The 13907-nt window shown below is 57.6% G+C and carries 14 protein-coding genes; 6 read left to right on the top strand and 8 right to left on the bottom strand.

All coding sequences use genetic code 11. The annotated features are described in order from the left end of the window. Positions 1-1188: 1188 nt before the first annotated feature. The 3 genes from ampE to F2S13_RS11210 form a co-directional block, all read right to left on the bottom strand. A complete protein-coding gene (gene ampE, locus F2S13_RS11220) occupies positions 1189-2025 on the bottom strand; it encodes a regulatory signaling modulator protein AmpE (RefSeq protein WP_166360675.1) in 837 nt (278 codons plus the stop codon). Next, positions 2022-2585, bottom strand: a complete 564-nt coding sequence (gene ampD, locus F2S13_RS11215; RefSeq protein WP_166360673.1) for a 1,6-anhydro-N-acetylmuramyl-L-alanine amidase AmpD — start codon at positions 2583-2585, stop codon at positions 2022-2024. Before ampD ends, ampE begins: the two co-directional genes overlap by 4 nt. A gap of 96 nt (positions 2586-2681) precedes the next feature. Next, complete coding sequence (locus F2S13_RS11210; RefSeq protein WP_166360671.1) at positions 2682-4844, bottom strand: DUF1631 domain-containing protein; 2163 nt, start codon at positions 4842-4844, stop codon at positions 2682-2684. A gap of 196 nt (positions 4845-5040) precedes the next feature. On the opposite strand from F2S13_RS11210, the gene nadC reads away from it, so the two are divergent. From nadC to F2S13_RS11180, 5 genes are all read left to right on the top strand, one after another. Beyond that, a complete protein-coding gene (nadC, locus tag F2S13_RS11205; protein WP_166360669.1) occupies positions 5041-5889 on the top strand; it encodes a carboxylating nicotinate-nucleotide diphosphorylase in 849 nt (282 codons plus the stop codon). A gap of 302 nt (positions 5890-6191) precedes the next feature. Then, the gene (locus F2S13_RS29700) at positions 6192-7121 is read left to right on the top strand and encodes a hypothetical protein (RefSeq protein WP_343047411.1); all 930 of its coding nucleotides are present in this window, start codon (positions 6192-6194) and stop codon (positions 7119-7121) included. A 392-nt stretch (positions 7122-7513) separates the two neighbouring features. Beyond that, positions 7514-7840 (top strand): DUF3077 domain-containing protein, encoded by a 327-nt coding sequence (locus F2S13_RS11190; protein WP_166360667.1) that lies wholly within the window; start codon positions 7514-7516, stop codon positions 7838-7840. Between the two features lie 91 nt (positions 7841-7931). Continuing rightward, on the top strand, positions 7932-8393 hold the full coding sequence (locus F2S13_RS11185) for a GNAT family N-acetyltransferase (RefSeq protein ID WP_166360665.1): 462 nt from the start codon (positions 7932-7934) through the stop codon (positions 8391-8393). 19 nt (positions 8394-8412) lie between these two features. Next, a complete protein-coding gene (locus F2S13_RS11180; RefSeq protein WP_166360526.1) occupies positions 8413-8568 on the top strand; it encodes a hypothetical protein in 156 nt (51 codons plus the stop codon). A 7-nt stretch (positions 8569-8575) separates the two neighbouring features. On the opposite strand, the gene F2S13_RS11175 is transcribed toward F2S13_RS11180, so the two are convergent. Further along, the gene (locus tag F2S13_RS11175; RefSeq protein WP_166360663.1) at positions 8576-9097 is read right to left on the bottom strand and encodes a helix-turn-helix transcriptional regulator; all 522 of its coding nucleotides are present in this window, start codon (positions 9095-9097) and stop codon (positions 8576-8578) included. A gap of 2 nt (positions 9098-9099) precedes the next feature. Then, positions 9100-9384 carry a hypothetical protein gene (locus F2S13_RS29400; protein WP_166360661.1) on the bottom strand — a complete coding sequence of 95 codons (285 nt, stop codon included), beginning with the start codon at positions 9382-9384 and terminating at the stop codon, positions 9100-9102. Positions 9385-9881: 497 nt separating this feature from the next. Between F2S13_RS29400 and F2S13_RS11165 the strand changes: the two genes are divergently transcribed. Continuing rightward, positions 9882-10193 carry a hypothetical protein gene (locus tag F2S13_RS11165; RefSeq protein ID WP_166360659.1) on the top strand — a complete coding sequence of 104 codons (312 nt, stop codon included), beginning with the start codon at positions 9882-9884 and terminating at the stop codon, positions 10191-10193. A 227-nt stretch (positions 10194-10420) separates the two neighbouring features. Here F2S13_RS11165 and F2S13_RS11160 read toward each other — a convergent pair whose 3' ends face one another. From F2S13_RS11160 to F2S13_RS11150, 3 genes are read right to left on the bottom strand one after another with little or no spacing between them, the layout of a single operon-like run. Then, a complete protein-coding gene (locus F2S13_RS11160; protein ID WP_166360657.1) occupies positions 10421-11509 on the bottom strand; it encodes an HNH endonuclease in 1089 nt (362 codons plus the stop codon). After that, positions 11493-12224: an OmpA/MotB family protein gene (locus F2S13_RS11155; protein ID WP_166360655.1), complete on the bottom strand. Its 732-nt coding sequence runs from the start codon at positions 12222-12224 to the stop codon at positions 11493-11495. The genes F2S13_RS11160 and F2S13_RS11155 overlap by 17 nt, the downstream gene beginning before the upstream one ends. Continuing rightward, positions 12221-13867, bottom strand: a complete 1647-nt coding sequence (locus F2S13_RS11150) for a coiled-coil domain-containing protein (protein WP_166360653.1) — start codon at positions 13865-13867, stop codon at positions 12221-12223. The genes F2S13_RS11155 and F2S13_RS11150 overlap by 4 nt, the downstream gene beginning before the upstream one ends. Between the last annotated feature and the right edge of the window lie 40 nt (positions 13868-13907).

Below are 13907 nucleotides of genomic sequence, written 5' to 3'. Positions count from 1 at the left end.
GGTAGACAATCGTCAGGAAAACCAGGGCCAGCGCCACAACCAGCAGCACCATCTGCAGGCGTTTTTCCTCAAGCCGGTGTTGCAGCTGCTCATTGATAAAACCTGAGGTGGCCCCGTTCAGCTGATAGGTCTTGTCCATCAACCCGCTGACCTGGTCGTAGAAGCCTTGCCATGGCGCATCGAGGGAATCGGCCATGACCACCTGACTCTCGAACAGCTCGCTGCCTTGCTTGAGGGTGGCCCGGCTGCTCTCGGCGAGCCCGCCCAGTTCAGCCTGTGCCTTGGGACTTGAGCCCAGTGCATCCTGAAGTTTCAGGGCGTAGTCGGCCTGCAGCTTGTCCAGGCTTTGCTGCAACTCTTCGAAACGGTTGCTGACGACAGAGTTGAGAAACCCCTGTCCCAGGGAGTACGAGCCCATCGCCCGGCCATCGCCGAGGGTCTGGGTCACCTGCGGCGTGACGTTGGTGATCAATTCAATGAGCTGGCGCACGACATTGTCGCTGTCCTGGTTCAAACCCGCCTGGCTGACGATGATCTTGCTCAGGACTTGCGCATGGGCGAGCACTTTTTCGGTCATGGCATTTTTGGTTTGCAGGGAGCTCTCGCTTTGCGCGGCCTTGAAGGCTGCGAGCATTTCATCACGCTTGGTATTGAAGGCAATGATCTGCGCTTCGTCCTTGCTGACGGCAACCAGGCCCTGCATCTGGCCAGCAATCGTCTGCTCGAGGTGGGTGATTTTCGGTTCCAGATCACCAGCCTTGGACGATTGCCCCATCACGACGTTGATGCTGACCAGGTTGGACAGTGCTTCCAGATCACGCCGCAATGTCATGCTGCTGCCCAGCAAATCCAGGCTTTGCAACTCGACGCGGGTGCCCTGGAACTCGCGCCAGGAATCCCGTACCAGATAAAAGTTGGTGACCGACATGGGCAGGAAAAACATGACGCTGATCAGGCTGAACTTCATGCCGAAACTCAGGCGATTCATCAACGCGACAGCCGGATACAACACGCTCTTCACAAGTCGTCCCCTCTTTTATCTTATTTTTATACGTGCGCGGTTGCAGAAGGCCACTCGCGAAAACGCTGCCCCTGTATAACCCATATCGGTCGGAAGGTTTGTAACTAAAGGTTAAGACAGTGGAGATCCGGAGAATGGCCGAATCCCCACCAAGACGCGAAACCGCCCTACCCCAGCACGGTCCAGACGGCAAAACCCGCATACCAGAGCACTGCCGCGCGCAGCAGCAACTCCCAGAGGGTATTGAGGCTGACCAGCCCTTCTTCACCGGGAACCGGCGCGGGCAGTTCGCCGGCAACGCGACCGACATTTTCGATCAACCTGGCCGCGCTGATGTGCCAATTGAGCAGTTCATGGAGCAAGACCCGACTGACCGCCAGGAAGTTGCCGACCAGGGCAAAGCTGACCGCGAGCAGGCGCACCGGTATCCAGTCGAAAGCATGTCGAAGCTGCTCGGCGCGTTCCACCACGGCCCGGTTGTGGCCCTGTTCGGCGACCAGCGCCAACAACCGATAGCACAGCGCTGCCGCCGGCCCGAGCAGGAAGTACCAGAAAATCACTGCAAAGAAGCTTTGGTAGGCCTGCCACAACAGATGCCCCTGAACCCGCTCGAGCAATTGCCCGGCATCGTCGGCGCCAAGCTTCAGGTCACGCTCGGCGACATGAATTGCGGCCTGTTCATCGCCGCGCCGCCAGGCATCGCGAAACGGCCCCAGGGCTGCCATGAAGTCACCCCGGCCCAGGCTGTAGATCACCACCACGAAATGCAGTGGAAACGCCAGCCAGCCATAAGCGACCGGCTTTAGCACCAGCAGCAGCAGGGCCAGCACCGCAACCGGAAGAAAAACCATGATCGCCAGCACCCACCAGGGGTGCCCTGCCATCTGCCGGCTCCGTTCGACCCTGGCCAGCTCGCGCAGGAAGAAACCATCGTGCTGGATACGGTGGCGCAGGGCTGAAAACTTCTCTATCCATAACACCAGCAGCAACACCAGAAAACTCATCGTGCGTCCTCTTTGTCCAGCAGCCCGGCACGGTACCGTGCCCAATCGAATGCCGGCCCGGGGTCGGTCTTGCGACCCGGGGCGATATCGCTGTGACCGCAGATACGGTCCAGCGTGATGGCCGGGTAAGCGGCCTGCAACTGTCGCGTCAGGGCCTGTAACGTCCGGTACTGTGCGTCAGTGAAGGGCAGATCGTCAGTGCCTTCAAGTTCTATCCCCAAGGAAAAGTCATTGCAGCCTTCGCGCCCGTCGAAACGCGACACGCCGGCATGCCATGCCCTCTCCAGACAGGAGACAAACTGGGTCAGCGTACCGTCACGTTCGATCAGAAAATGCGCAGACACCCGCAACTCGGCGATGCCTTCAAAATAGGGGTGTTCGGTGACATCCAGGCGATTCTGGAAAAATTCCTGGACCTTGCCCGTGGCGAATTGCGCCGGCGGCAGACTGATGTTGTGAATCACCAGCAGCGAGATTTCACCCTCGGGGCGCGCATTGAAATTTGGGGAGGGACAATGCTGCACACCACGGCACCAGCCGCTTGCGGAGTCCAACTGCATACGGGTTCCTTGAACAGTAGAATCGACAGGCCCAGTATGCCGCGATGCTCGCCCGCTGGGCAGCACCCATTGATGCGGTGTTACAAGTCCTTTGGCTCAATCCTTTAGAGCACGCAAACGTCTGACCATCGATGTCAGCGCCCGATCGAACAGCAGGGCGTCATCGAGCAGGCGGATCTGTCCTTGATGAAAGAGCAAGGCCAGCTCCCCGCGGGTTTTCTCGAGGACCTTGAAGCCGTTGCGGTTGACGAAGATGTACTGCCCGGAGATGTCGATGATGGTCGCCAACTTGCAACGCAGGCTGGGTGCCCCGTTTTGCTGGACTTCGACCCAGACGCCTGGACGCAGCGCATCAACCCGAGCCCTTGCCTGCGCATCGCCGACCTGCTGCTCGTGGAGCGGTGACGGGCGTGCCGGTGCGGCGCCACCCAGGGTGATTTCATCGACCACCACCAGTTGCTGAATGTCGCTGTCGCTCACGGACGTCGTTTCAAACGCCAGCACATGCAGGGCCTGCAGATGGCTGAAAAACTCACCGGTGGCGAACGGATCGAAGGCCGAACTGACCAGGCCCTCGCGCAGGGACTTGAGCAGACCCGGCATGATCTCGAGCAGACGCAAACGTGATTCGACATCAGTGTGGGGCTCGACGCTCCAGATCAGGTCGTCCAGGGTACTCAAGCCATGCTGCCATTGTGCAGAGTCTTCACCCTGCTTGAGCCAGGCGAGCAACAGCACCTGGCTCCAGGCCTCCTGGATAAACCCGATGACCCGCTGCGGCAGTATCCGCGCATGCAGGCGCCGATTGAGCTCGTGCTCCACCCGCTGCAACGCCTGCTCGGTGTTGGCGCGCCCGAGCTCTGCATCGCGGGTGCGCTGTTCGAGCAGTTCGCTGCGGCGACGCTCGTCGTGGAGAAACAGCAGGAAATCGGCCAACAGCTCGGAAAAAATCGCCGGGTCGTCGACAAACTCATCCGTGAGCCGCTGCACAATATGCTCGATACGCAGATAGAGACTGTCGCACGGCCCCGCTTCACGGCCATCGAGGCCAAGGGCTGCGCCGGCAATCTCGTTCAGCAGGCGCCGGGCCGGATGATTGCCCCGGCTGAAAATGCTCTTGTCGAGCAGCGCAACCTTGAGCAGCGGAATCTGCAGGCGACCGATCAGACGCCTGGGCGACTCGGCCAGATTGCTGTCAGCGGCAATCGCTGCGAACAACAGCGAGACCAGACTGATCACGTCGTCCTCGACCGCACCCACGCGGTGCCCCACGCCACTTCTCATGCTCAGGCGCGTGAGCAGCCGCTCGAGCTCATAGCGCAGGTCGTAATCCTGCAGGGAGCTCGACAGTGGCAGGCAATGTTGCAGATGCGTCAGCAACCGCATCAGATCGCGGGTGGTGAGCAGCGACGCCCGCTTGCCAACTTTCAAGCCACCCCGCACGGGAGGCAACAACGCCTGGAACGAGGCGAAGACCGCCTGCACGCCCGCTTCATACTGGCAGCTGGACGCCTTGGCCGAGGCCTCGTTGGCCGAGCGACGCGGCGTCCCGATAGTTTGATCCGAGGCTCGCCGGTTTGGCAGGGCCTGCAGTTCGGGTAGCACGCCAAGGTTGCCGAGCAGCTGATTGGCCAGTGCATACAGCTGCCCGGTTTCATTGAGCACTGCAGTCTCGAACAGTTTGAGGATGATCAACTTGATCTTGAGATCCACCCCATAACTGCGCCCGGCACGCAGAAAACAGTCACACAACTGCGCCGGGCCCAAGGGATTGTCATGATCATCGAGTGGCTTGCCGAGCACTGTATTGAAGCGCCGGGTGAGCTGCCCCAGGGCCACGCCGTCACGGGCCAGGACCTTGGCGACCATGGCATCCAGGGCCACGGTACGCTGCAGCTCATCATTGGCGACCAGGGTAAGCCTGTCGAAGGTGGCAAGCTCGGCAACATCGGACTGGCCGATGCGCATGAAGGCTGCATTGAAGTGTTCGATGAATCCGCGCTCGACGCCTTGGCGCTCCCGGCGTACGTCACGCGCGGCTTGCAGGAAGAAGGCCTGGTCGGCGTTGTTGGGCGCCTTGTCGGCCAGCTCGTACAAGGTGTCGGCGGCGTTGTCGAACAAGACCTGCAGCCCATGCTTGAGCTCCGCCACGGCGCTGTCGCGCACCTGCAACAGTGCCACGGGCAGGCGCGCGAGCGGTGCATGCGGCGCCGGGGCGGTGGTTGCCTTCAAGGGCACCACCTTTGCGTCGTTGAACATCACGGCCTCCTGACGGATCTGGTCAAAACCGATACGGCGGCCCGCACCGCAGAGGGGCCATCTGTGGTGGACAGCAAAAAACCGAAAAAGCTCAATCCACCAGACAAAAGGCTGTTCAACGGGCCAATACACGGCAAGGGTCGCCCGCGTCGATTCGCTGCCCTATAATCCGGCCACTTGTTTTGTGGAGCCTTCCATGCCGAATCTACGCCTCGCCGACCTGACTGCCGAAATCGAAGCCAACGTGCGCCGTGCGTTACTGGAAGACATCGGCAGCGGGGATATCACCGCGCAACTCATCCCGGCCGAACGCCTGGCCAAGGCCACCATCATCACCCGCGACGACTGCGTCATCAGCGGCACGGCCTGGGTCGACAGCGTGTTTCGCCAGCTCGACCCACGGGTGGCGGTGCACTGGCAGGTCAGCGACGGCGACCGCGCCAGGGCCAACCAGGTGCTGTTCAACCTAGAAGGCCCGGCCCGATCGCTGCTCAGTGGCGAACGCAGCGCCCTGAATTTCCTGCAAATGCTGTCGGGGGTTGCCACCCGCTCGCAGTTCTACGCCGACATGGTCGCGGACACCCAGGTGAAACTGCTCGATACCCGCAAGACCATCCCCGGGCTGCGCCTGGCGCAGAAGTACGCAGTGACCTGCGGCGGTTGCCACAACCACCGCATCGGCCTGTACGACGCGTTCCTGATCAAGGAAAACCACATTGCTGCCTGTGGCGGCATCCCTGAGGCGATCAGCGCCGCGCACCGCATCGCCCCGGGCAAGCCCGTGGAAATCGAAGTCGAAAGCCTGGGAGAACTCAAAGAGGCCCTGGACGGTGGCGCCGACATCATCATGCTCGACGAACTGAGCCTGGACGACATGCGCGAAGCCGTACGCCTCAACGCCGGCCGCGCCAAGCTCGAAGCCAGCGGTGGCGTCAACGAAAGCACACTGCGGGTCATCGCCGAAACGGGTGTCGACTACATCTCGATCGGTACGCTGACCAAGGACATCAAGGCAGTAGACCTGTCGATGCGCCTGAGCCTCTGAACCTGTGGGAGCGGGTCTTGCCGGATCGCCGGACCGCCGCGATGGAAGGCGCAGCCTTCCCCTGCGATGTCCGGCCTGATGCAGCAGGGGCCGCTGCGCAGCCCATCGCGGGCAAGACCCGCTCCCACAGAGTCCATGTCAGCCCTTCCCGATTTGGTCACGCAGCTTTCACCCTGCGCTGAACCAAATAATTGGAACCCTCACGAAACCCCGTCATCGAAACCTATGTACCGCTTCATTTGCACGCCCGTGGTTATACGCGGGCGAAACCTGGGTTCTAAACGAGCCAAGGAGTAGTTTTCATGACGCGTATCCACTCATCAGCCCTTTCGGGGGCTGTCCTGGGCATGCTGGTGACACTCTCGCCCGCGATATCCCAGGCCGCCCAACCGGTCGACTCCTCGGCCGTTCAAACCCAACCCCAGCCGGTCGACCCAACGGCCGTGCAACTGCAACCGCTGCAACAGAACGGCATCACCTACCTGTCCGGCGGTATCGGCCTGGATGAATCCACCGCCATGAAACAGATACGTGGTGGCTACAACCTGCGAATGACTTTCGCCACCGGCCCGCAGGACCAATACCTCCCGGTCGACAAAGTGATGATTCAACAACCCAACGGCCAATCGGTACTGACGCTCAACGATGTCGGCCCCTACCTCTATGTGCAGTTGCCGCCAGGTCAGTACACGGTCGTCAGCACCAGTAACGGCCAGGAAAAACGCCAGAACGTTGCAGTGGACAGCAGCGGAGCAAAATCCGTGGTCTTCCATTGGGCGCAAGCGCCTGGGCTGGAGCCAGTCGCGCCCGTGGCAGCCCAGACCACCAAACCGGTCGAAGCGTCGGCCGTCAAACTCCAACCCCAGCAGGTCGACCCGACGGCCGTGCAACTGCAACCGCAGCAACAGAACGGCATTGCCTACCTGTCCGGCGGTATCGGCCTGGATGAATCCACCGCCATGAAACAGATACACGGCGGCTACAACCTGCGCATGACCTTCGCCACCGGCCCTGAAGGCCAATACCTGCCGGTCGACAATGTGGCGATTCAAAAAACCAACGGCCAATCGGTACTGTCGCTGAGCGATGTTGGCCCCTACCTCTATGTGAGGTTGCCGGCAGACCAGTACACGGTGGTCAGCACCAGTAATGGCCATGAGAAACGCCAGAACGTTGCGGTCAATGACAATGGCGCCAAGTCCGTGGTTTTCCATTGGCCGCAAGAGCCATAAGGTCCGCGTTACATTCCCCTTCGAGCAGCGCCATGCGCTGCTTATTTTTTATTCAAGAGGAATTTTCTTCTTGAATTCAAATTAAGGAATTATCCTACGGCTCGTGTCGCCCTCCTGAAGGTTGCGTCTGTTTGGTATGCGCTCTAGTCTCGTTTGGTCGCTGCAAAATCAGCGACCGAGCGTGCAAGCTCGTAACTTGAGAACAAACAGCGTCATAGCCTTCTTCGGAGTTCTTCCTTCGCGAAGTGTTTTATGGCGGCTGTGCGTGGGAGGTCTTCGGGCCTGCCGGGTTTCTCAAGTTCCTCGGTCTTGCACACCCGCGTACAGCTGCCACCTCATTCGTGTGCAAGCGAACAGTGGCAGCTCCCATGTACAAACTTGAGAGCTCCATCATGATCAAAATCGTTCCCGATCCACCTTCTGCAGATGACCTCTACAAAACCGTAATGACCGCCTTCGGCACCTGTGATGCAGGGCATGGACCCTTGTTTTCCGTGTGCGGCGGCATCAACGCCGAAGATGCGTTGGTGCATGCTTCCCTGTCGCTCAGATGCGCGCGGGAAACCACCTACCAGATCTGTATCAGCGAGACCGACGCTAATACGGGGTTGCTCTGGTCGACACTTCACTCCATCGAAATGGCCAAGGCACTGGTGGATGCGGTGATTGATGGGATTGAGGCTAAAGAGAAAGCGCGTGCGGCCAAAGCCAAGAGCTAAGTTGCCTGTTGTATGCTCGTAAATGATGAATGCCAGCAACACTCGGGTTTGAGTTTCGCTGGCATTCCTCCAGCCCCACAAACGGATGACCATGAACGAACGTCACCTGATCCGCCCGGCAGTTGCAGACGACGAGGTCGCGGTACGCGCTTGTGCCGAGCAAGCGTATGACCAATATGTTGCCGTGATAGGACGAAAGCCTGCGCCGATGTTGGCGGATTACAGGGCGCAGATTGCAGCGGGCCATGTGTACCTATGCACGGGAGAGCAGGACGGATTGCTGGGCTTCATCGTGTTCTTTCCGGTGGATCAGCATTTGTTTCTTGAGAACGTGGCGGTGACAGAAGTCGCGCGAGGGAAAGGAGTCGGCAAGGCACTCATTCAATTTTGCGAGACAGAGGCGGTGCGCTTGGGACTTGGCAGTGTTCATCTCTACACGAATGAGAAGATGACCGAGAATCTGTCGATCTATCCTCGGCTTGGTTACGTCGAAGTGCAGCGGCGCTCGGAGGATGGGTTTAATCGCGTCTACTTTGAAAAGCGCTTGGGTTAAGAGCGCAAAGGGAATGACCATGAACCACGATCAAGTTCTGAAACAGCTGCGCGAAGAGATGGCCCAACTGGCCGCCGACATGCGCCGCCCGGCCCGCCCTACACTGCTGCCGTTTCTTCTGGGCGCCGCCACCGCTTTGGTCGCGGCCATGGTCGGGTTCAAACTCTTTTTCTAATCCCGGATCAATAAGCGAACGCTTCCAAATCCGAGTGCCTGCCCAACACCCGTTGATGTTCTTTGGCAACATTGACGCGCATCGCAATGCGAGCCACATCCAATACATCCTGAGCCAAGGCATAGGTACCCCGTGCCTGCATCCAGCTCAAAACATCCGCAAGATGCCAGATCGAAGCACTGCCCTCATGCACCGGCGCCGGGAAATTATTGGCATGTGCAAGCATGAGCTTGCGCATATTCTGGCGAGACACCCCAACAATCTCCGCAACGTCGGTAAGACCTACCAGGTCCGGAGTTGCCTCGATCAACCGAGCACCAGGAACAGCCTTGCAAACATCGGCCAGTGCACTCTTCACCGCCTCCTCCGCCGACGCGGCTTCGCGAACGAACTCCAATGCCAACCGGCCAGGCTGACCAATACCCACCAACGCATCATCGCAACCCGCTTCGCCCAAGCGTTCAACGAGTGTGTCCATGTCCTGGTCTTCAGTCGCCAGTTGGTACTTCAAGGTAAAGATATATTCCATCGCTATTCCTCCGCTTCGGCCGGCGTCTCCCTGACCTCTTCCTGTGCACGGTGAGTGGTGCAGTTATCCACCACTCGCCGCAACTGTTTCGCAAAATTGCCCGGGTTCTTCGGAGTGCTCCAGACGCTGGCAATGCAAAACTCTCCACAGCGGCATTCACTGTCGTTGTATGGGCAAAAAATCTTGCCCCAGCAGTGCCCTCCGCCCACCTCGACTCTCCAGCCCTGCGCCTCAGCGTGCCTCAGGGCTTGTTCGACCTCCTTTCTGGGATGAGAGGATCGGGTCATTGGCTTTTCTCCATTCTGGGTACGAGACAGCGAGTTGTCAACTGACAACCTGCATTCCTTTGCGGGCATCCTTGCTCGCCGGAGTGACCCGGCCTAGGGTAGTCGGTAGCGCCCTGTTCACGTGGAAACGAGACAGTTAGAAACAACAAAGCCCGCACTGGGCGGGCTTTGTTGAATGTTCTGACTGGAGGGGAGATAGGAATCGAACACAATGCCTACAAACCATAGGTTTACTTGAAGAACCTTCACCACAATCCAGAGCGTATGACCGACTCCACAAAAATATGGGGACGTCGCCAGCTCCACAGTGTGGCGTTCTTACCCATCTTCCGGGGTAGTGGCTAGTCAGCATTTCGAGATGATCTCTTACAACACCACGCACATCGGTTGATGCGTCAGGATACGACTTATGTCAAGGCGCGGGTGCTCCTCGTTTGGAGTGCTAGTCTGGTTTAACGCCGCCTCATCTGGTGCGGCGGCGACCTGTAGGAGGTCTCATGTCCCTAACCAAGCCCAATCGAATCCCTGCGGCATTCACCGCGCTATTCTTCGCCGCGCTAACTGCTGGCTGTACTACGCAACTGACAGACAAAAGAGCCCAAGTGGATCTGATCACCACCGCCACGGATGGTTGTAGTGTGATTAATCACATTATTGCTCGTGGATCTTCTTCTACCGATGCTTTGAATATTGCCTTCAATCAAACTGCATCGCAGGGAGGCGATAGCTTTTGTCTTGCGTCTATAAATGAGGTCGACAGTAGCTACGAGATCGACGGAACTTCCCTAAAGTGCCGGCAAAAGAAGTAGCGTAAGAGGAATGACCAAATCAAACCAGGATCTACGAGTGAAAGACCGAAAAGGGTACGTGAAAAGGGGACAGATTTATTTTTTAATCTTACGTGAAAAGGGGACAGATTTATTTTTTAATCTAATTTCCAGGGCTGGTGTGCCATGAGCATAGGAAAAACGAATGGTCCTTTTTAACGCCAAGGCCCAAAAATTAGAACACCAAAAAAATCTGTCCCCCGCTCACGTCACCGGAACCGCTCGATAAACTCAACAGGGTTCAGCATGTCCCAGTTTGCGATCTGCGGCGCATCTGATACACAAATTGCGATGCGCTGTTCGGGCCAGGCGACCTTAACATCTGCCACGACCACACCTTTGTCGTTAATGAATTCGTATTCGATTATGGGCACGCCAAATCCCTTTTGTTGAGCATGCAACAAGGCGCCATGAACCGCCAGGTCAGCCAAACCCATGACGCCTTTCCAATCAGCGGCGACAATGCTCTGTTCGCGCCGCAAGCGAATGAGCATTTTCATATCGCCAGCGGAGATAAATAGATGCCCATGCATGGGCTGCTTGCGGTGGCAATCAGCACAAAGTGGGCGCAGGTTGGCGCTGGAGTTGTCCGACTTGACGCCGTTGAGATGGTGGACATGCAGCAGGCGCCGATGCTCGGACAGATTCACACAGCATTCATCGCAATTGAATCGACAGCGACGCCGTACTTCGGCAGAGATCTTCGGCCAGTCCTCCGAATAGTCGGTGTTACCCAGACTCTGAGATAGACGCTGGGGCAGATGGCGGAAGATCGTACTGTAGGTTTCGAAAAACTCTGCGATAGCAAATCGCGTCCATATGTGAGGTCGAGTGCTGTCATGGCAGTAGTTCTGATAATTCAGTTTTTCCAGGCAGTTCTTGCATACCAGTAGGCTGGAGTCGAGCACTTCATGACTGCCGCAACTGTTTTTTCCGGTGATTTTGAACACACCACTCAAATTGTTGGTTACAACATACCGCTCGAATCGCCCCTTCGAACGCATTTCGCTGAGCGTCTTGCAATCGGCCACATGAAAGCGCTTTCCCTTTTCCGGTGCCCCTTGCACCACATCTACGGGGGAGAATTGATCCGGGATATAAAGCAGCACCTGGCGGCCATGGACGCTGAGCAGTCCATTGAGGACGTTGAGATCTTTTAAAGCGATCTCTTTGCCGTCTTGCAACTCGACATCGATCGGATCCAACTGCGCTGCTGCAGTCCAGTCAAATTCGATCACTTGCGTGCCCAGCCGATTGACCTGCCCCCACAGCTCGGATAAATCAACCCTGATTTCCATTGAGCCTCTCAATGATGTTGCGGATCTGGAGCTCGGAGTTGGTAATTACCCTGAAATTGACCCGTCGAGACAAGGTCGCATTCTCAGTTTGCGTACTGGAATCCAAAATGCGTCGCGACGAGGAATACCCGACTGCCGCAAAATTCGAGCGCACCCATTCCTTGTCTGCCCCGGTGGTCAGCAGTGACAGTACGTTTTCCAGCACGGAACGCGTCCGGTCCTGAGACAGTGCCATATTCGGAAAATAAGCCTGTTCGCCGTGCAAGGTGCCCCAGTCGCTGCTGGTATGCCCTTCGATGCGGATCTCCTCAATGGCATTGCGGTAGTGGGTCAATACCGCCACGTAGCGAGGAAAAAAGTCCGACAAGATGAGTTTGAACTGATTGGTCAGCTGGGGTGAACCGGTGCTGAAAAGCACCTCGGGATTATTAAAGGTCACTTCCAACGTTTCTAGCTCGATCTCGGCATTCCAGCGTTTCAGATCACCCTCGAATTCCTTCATCAGATCATTGTAGATGTCGACCTGTGTATTCTTGTAAGCGACAGCAATCTCTTTGATGTTCTCGCGCTCGACCTGCACGTAATACATGTACGCCACGGCCATAAACAGGAACAGCATCATCAGGCCTGACATCATGTCCGAGATGCCAATCCAGTGTTCGGCATCTTCCTTGTTTGTTCGGCTGGACCGGAACAGCCTGTTCAGCGTACTCATTGCATGCTCACCCGCTGGGTCAGCTCCGAGTGGTCATCAGCAATCCGGCGAGAAATGGTCGCTAAAGCCGATCCCATTTCCCTGAACACCATCTCAAGTTCGCGCCCGATGGCTTGATCCATCGCATTGAGCTGCGCTTGCAGGGATGCATTGGCCCGCTCGGTTGCTTCCCTGACCTGAGCCTCGACAGCCCCAAGGGTGCGATTGGCAGTCCCTTGGATCTGCGATTCGGTGTGGCTGAGGGTTCCTTCAACCGAAGTGCGCAGCGTCGTCATGGTGGAATCAATGGCCGAGGACAGGCTGCCTTGCATCTGCTCTGTTACTCGTCTGAACTCATCGGCCAAGGAACGGGTAATCTGCTCCACCGCTTGCCCCATCTGCTGCTCGAGAGACTGCGAATTTCGCAACATGGTCTCCAGCGTTTCGCGCACGGAGGAGCCAAACTCCTCAGTCGCATCCTTCATATTCAGGCTGATCTGCTCGGTTTGGGAACTGATAACATGCGACGCGTCCGTCAGCGCAGTGTTGGTACGCTCCACCGAGCGGCCAAACTCAAGCGCACCTTCGTGCATGGTGGACATCACCGTGCCCATCTTCTCGGAGAGCTGCTGCGAGAGCATTTCCATATGCTGCTGAAGTTCAGGTACCGCTCGAGTGGCCTGGTCGCGCATGGCAACGAATGCCTCCAGATGCTGATGCAGATTCTGAATTTGACGCTGGTTGCTGCTCAATACTGGCTCAAGTTGGCCAATGGCTACCGGAATGCTTTGGCAATGTGTCTCAATCGAGCCAATCGACTCCTCGGATGCAGCCAGCGCACGGCTGATGGCCTCATTTGCCGTGGCGGTTCTCTGCAACTCCTGTACGGCCAGCTCGATACGCCCCTCTAGCGTTTCCACATGTGATTTGTACAGTTCTTGCCAGTCGATCATCTTGACCACCGACTCATTCAGCGCCTTGAAGTTGTCCCCGAACTGTTCCACCAGATGTCGGTTGAAGTCTTGGATCACTTGGCGCAATGCATCAATCACCACTTCGGTCGCGGATCGCGACAGCATCTCGGAAAATTGGGCGAGCTGAATGAACAAAGCCTCTTTGAATTCCTTGTGATCCCGCGCCAGACCATTGCGGAAGTCACTCATATCGGCACGCAACAGCTTGAGCTGCCCGGCTACAGAGCCTTCCTCATTACCGGCGAGCGAACGGTTTAGCCCTTCCAGCAGCTGCACCTGCTCGTTCATCGCGTGATAGATATGCTCGGGCGTAACCTCGTCGGGCTCCTCCGCACGGTTGCGGGCGGGGGCAAACCAGCAGGCATCCAGGGCCTTGAGCACAATGGAAAGCGACATGCCCACCAGGCTGGTGATAAAGGCCGTTTTGAGACCGTCAAGCAACCCCTCGATGCTGTTCTTGATGTCATGGGCATCGAAGGCCAGCAGACCGATTACGATGCCAATGAAGGTGCCCAGAATGCCCAGCGAAACCAGAACCGCCGGCGCGTGCTCGAGAAATTTGCCGTGTTTGCCACGTAGGCCCTCAACAAACGCCAGCAGCGTAATGACCAACATGGCAACTATGAACCACTCGGTTACCGTGTTCGCTGACGCTGTCTTCAGGAAGCCTTCGAGGTATTGACTGATCACTTAGGTACTCCAGGATGAATCGTTCAAACGGCAGGTGAGA

This window comes from Pseudomonas akapageensis, assembly GCF_011355085.1.
Taxonomy (GTDB): domain Bacteria; phylum Pseudomonadota; class Gammaproteobacteria; order Pseudomonadales; family Pseudomonadaceae; genus Aquipseudomonas; species Aquipseudomonas akapageensis.
The sequence above is the reverse complement of the archived record's forward strand: the minus strand, read 5'-3'. Positions and strand labels throughout refer to the sequence as shown.

Coding starts and splice junctions, on each gene's coding strand:
- F2S13_RS29400 (WP_166360661.1), bottom strand. CDS start 9,384: ATGACCCGATCCTCTCATCCCAGAAAGGAGGTCGAACAAGCCCTGAGG.
- F2S13_RS11175 (WP_166360663.1), bottom strand. CDS start 9,097: ATGGAATATATCTTTACCTTGAAGTACCAACTGGCGACTGAAGACCAG.
- ampD (WP_166360673.1), bottom strand. CDS start 2,585: ATGCAGTTGGACTCCGCAAGCGGCTGGTGCCGTGGTGTGCAGCATTGT.
- F2S13_RS11185 (WP_166360665.1), top strand. CDS start 7,932: ATGAACGAACGTCACCTGATCCGCCCGGCAGTTGCAGACGACGAGGTC.
- nadC (WP_166360669.1), top strand. CDS start 5,041: ATGCCGAATCTACGCCTCGCCGACCTGACTGCCGAAATCGAAGCCAAC.
- F2S13_RS11190 (WP_166360667.1), top strand. CDS start 7,514: ATGATCAAAATCGTTCCCGATCCACCTTCTGCAGATGACCTCTACAAA.
- F2S13_RS29700 (WP_343047411.1), top strand. CDS start 6,192: ATGACGCGTATCCACTCATCAGCCCTTTCGGGGGCTGTCCTGGGCATG.
- F2S13_RS11180 (WP_166360526.1), top strand. CDS start 8,413: ATGAACCACGATCAAGTTCTGAAACAGCTGCGCGAAGAGATGGCCCAA.
- F2S13_RS11160 (WP_166360657.1), bottom strand. CDS start 11,509: ATGGAAATCAGGGTTGATTTATCCGAGCTGTGGGGGCAGGTCAATCGG.
- F2S13_RS11210 (WP_166360671.1), bottom strand. CDS start 4,844: ATGTTCAACGACGCAAAGGTGGTGCCCTTGAAGGCAACCACCGCCCCG.
- F2S13_RS11165 (WP_166360659.1), top strand. CDS start 9,882: ATGTCCCTAACCAAGCCCAATCGAATCCCTGCGGCATTCACCGCGCTA.
- ampE (WP_166360675.1), bottom strand. CDS start 2,025: ATGAGTTTTCTGGTGTTGCTGCTGGTGTTATGGATAGAGAAGTTTTCA.
- F2S13_RS11155 (WP_166360655.1), bottom strand. CDS start 12,224: ATGAGTACGCTGAACAGGCTGTTCCGGTCCAGCCGAACAAACAAGGAA.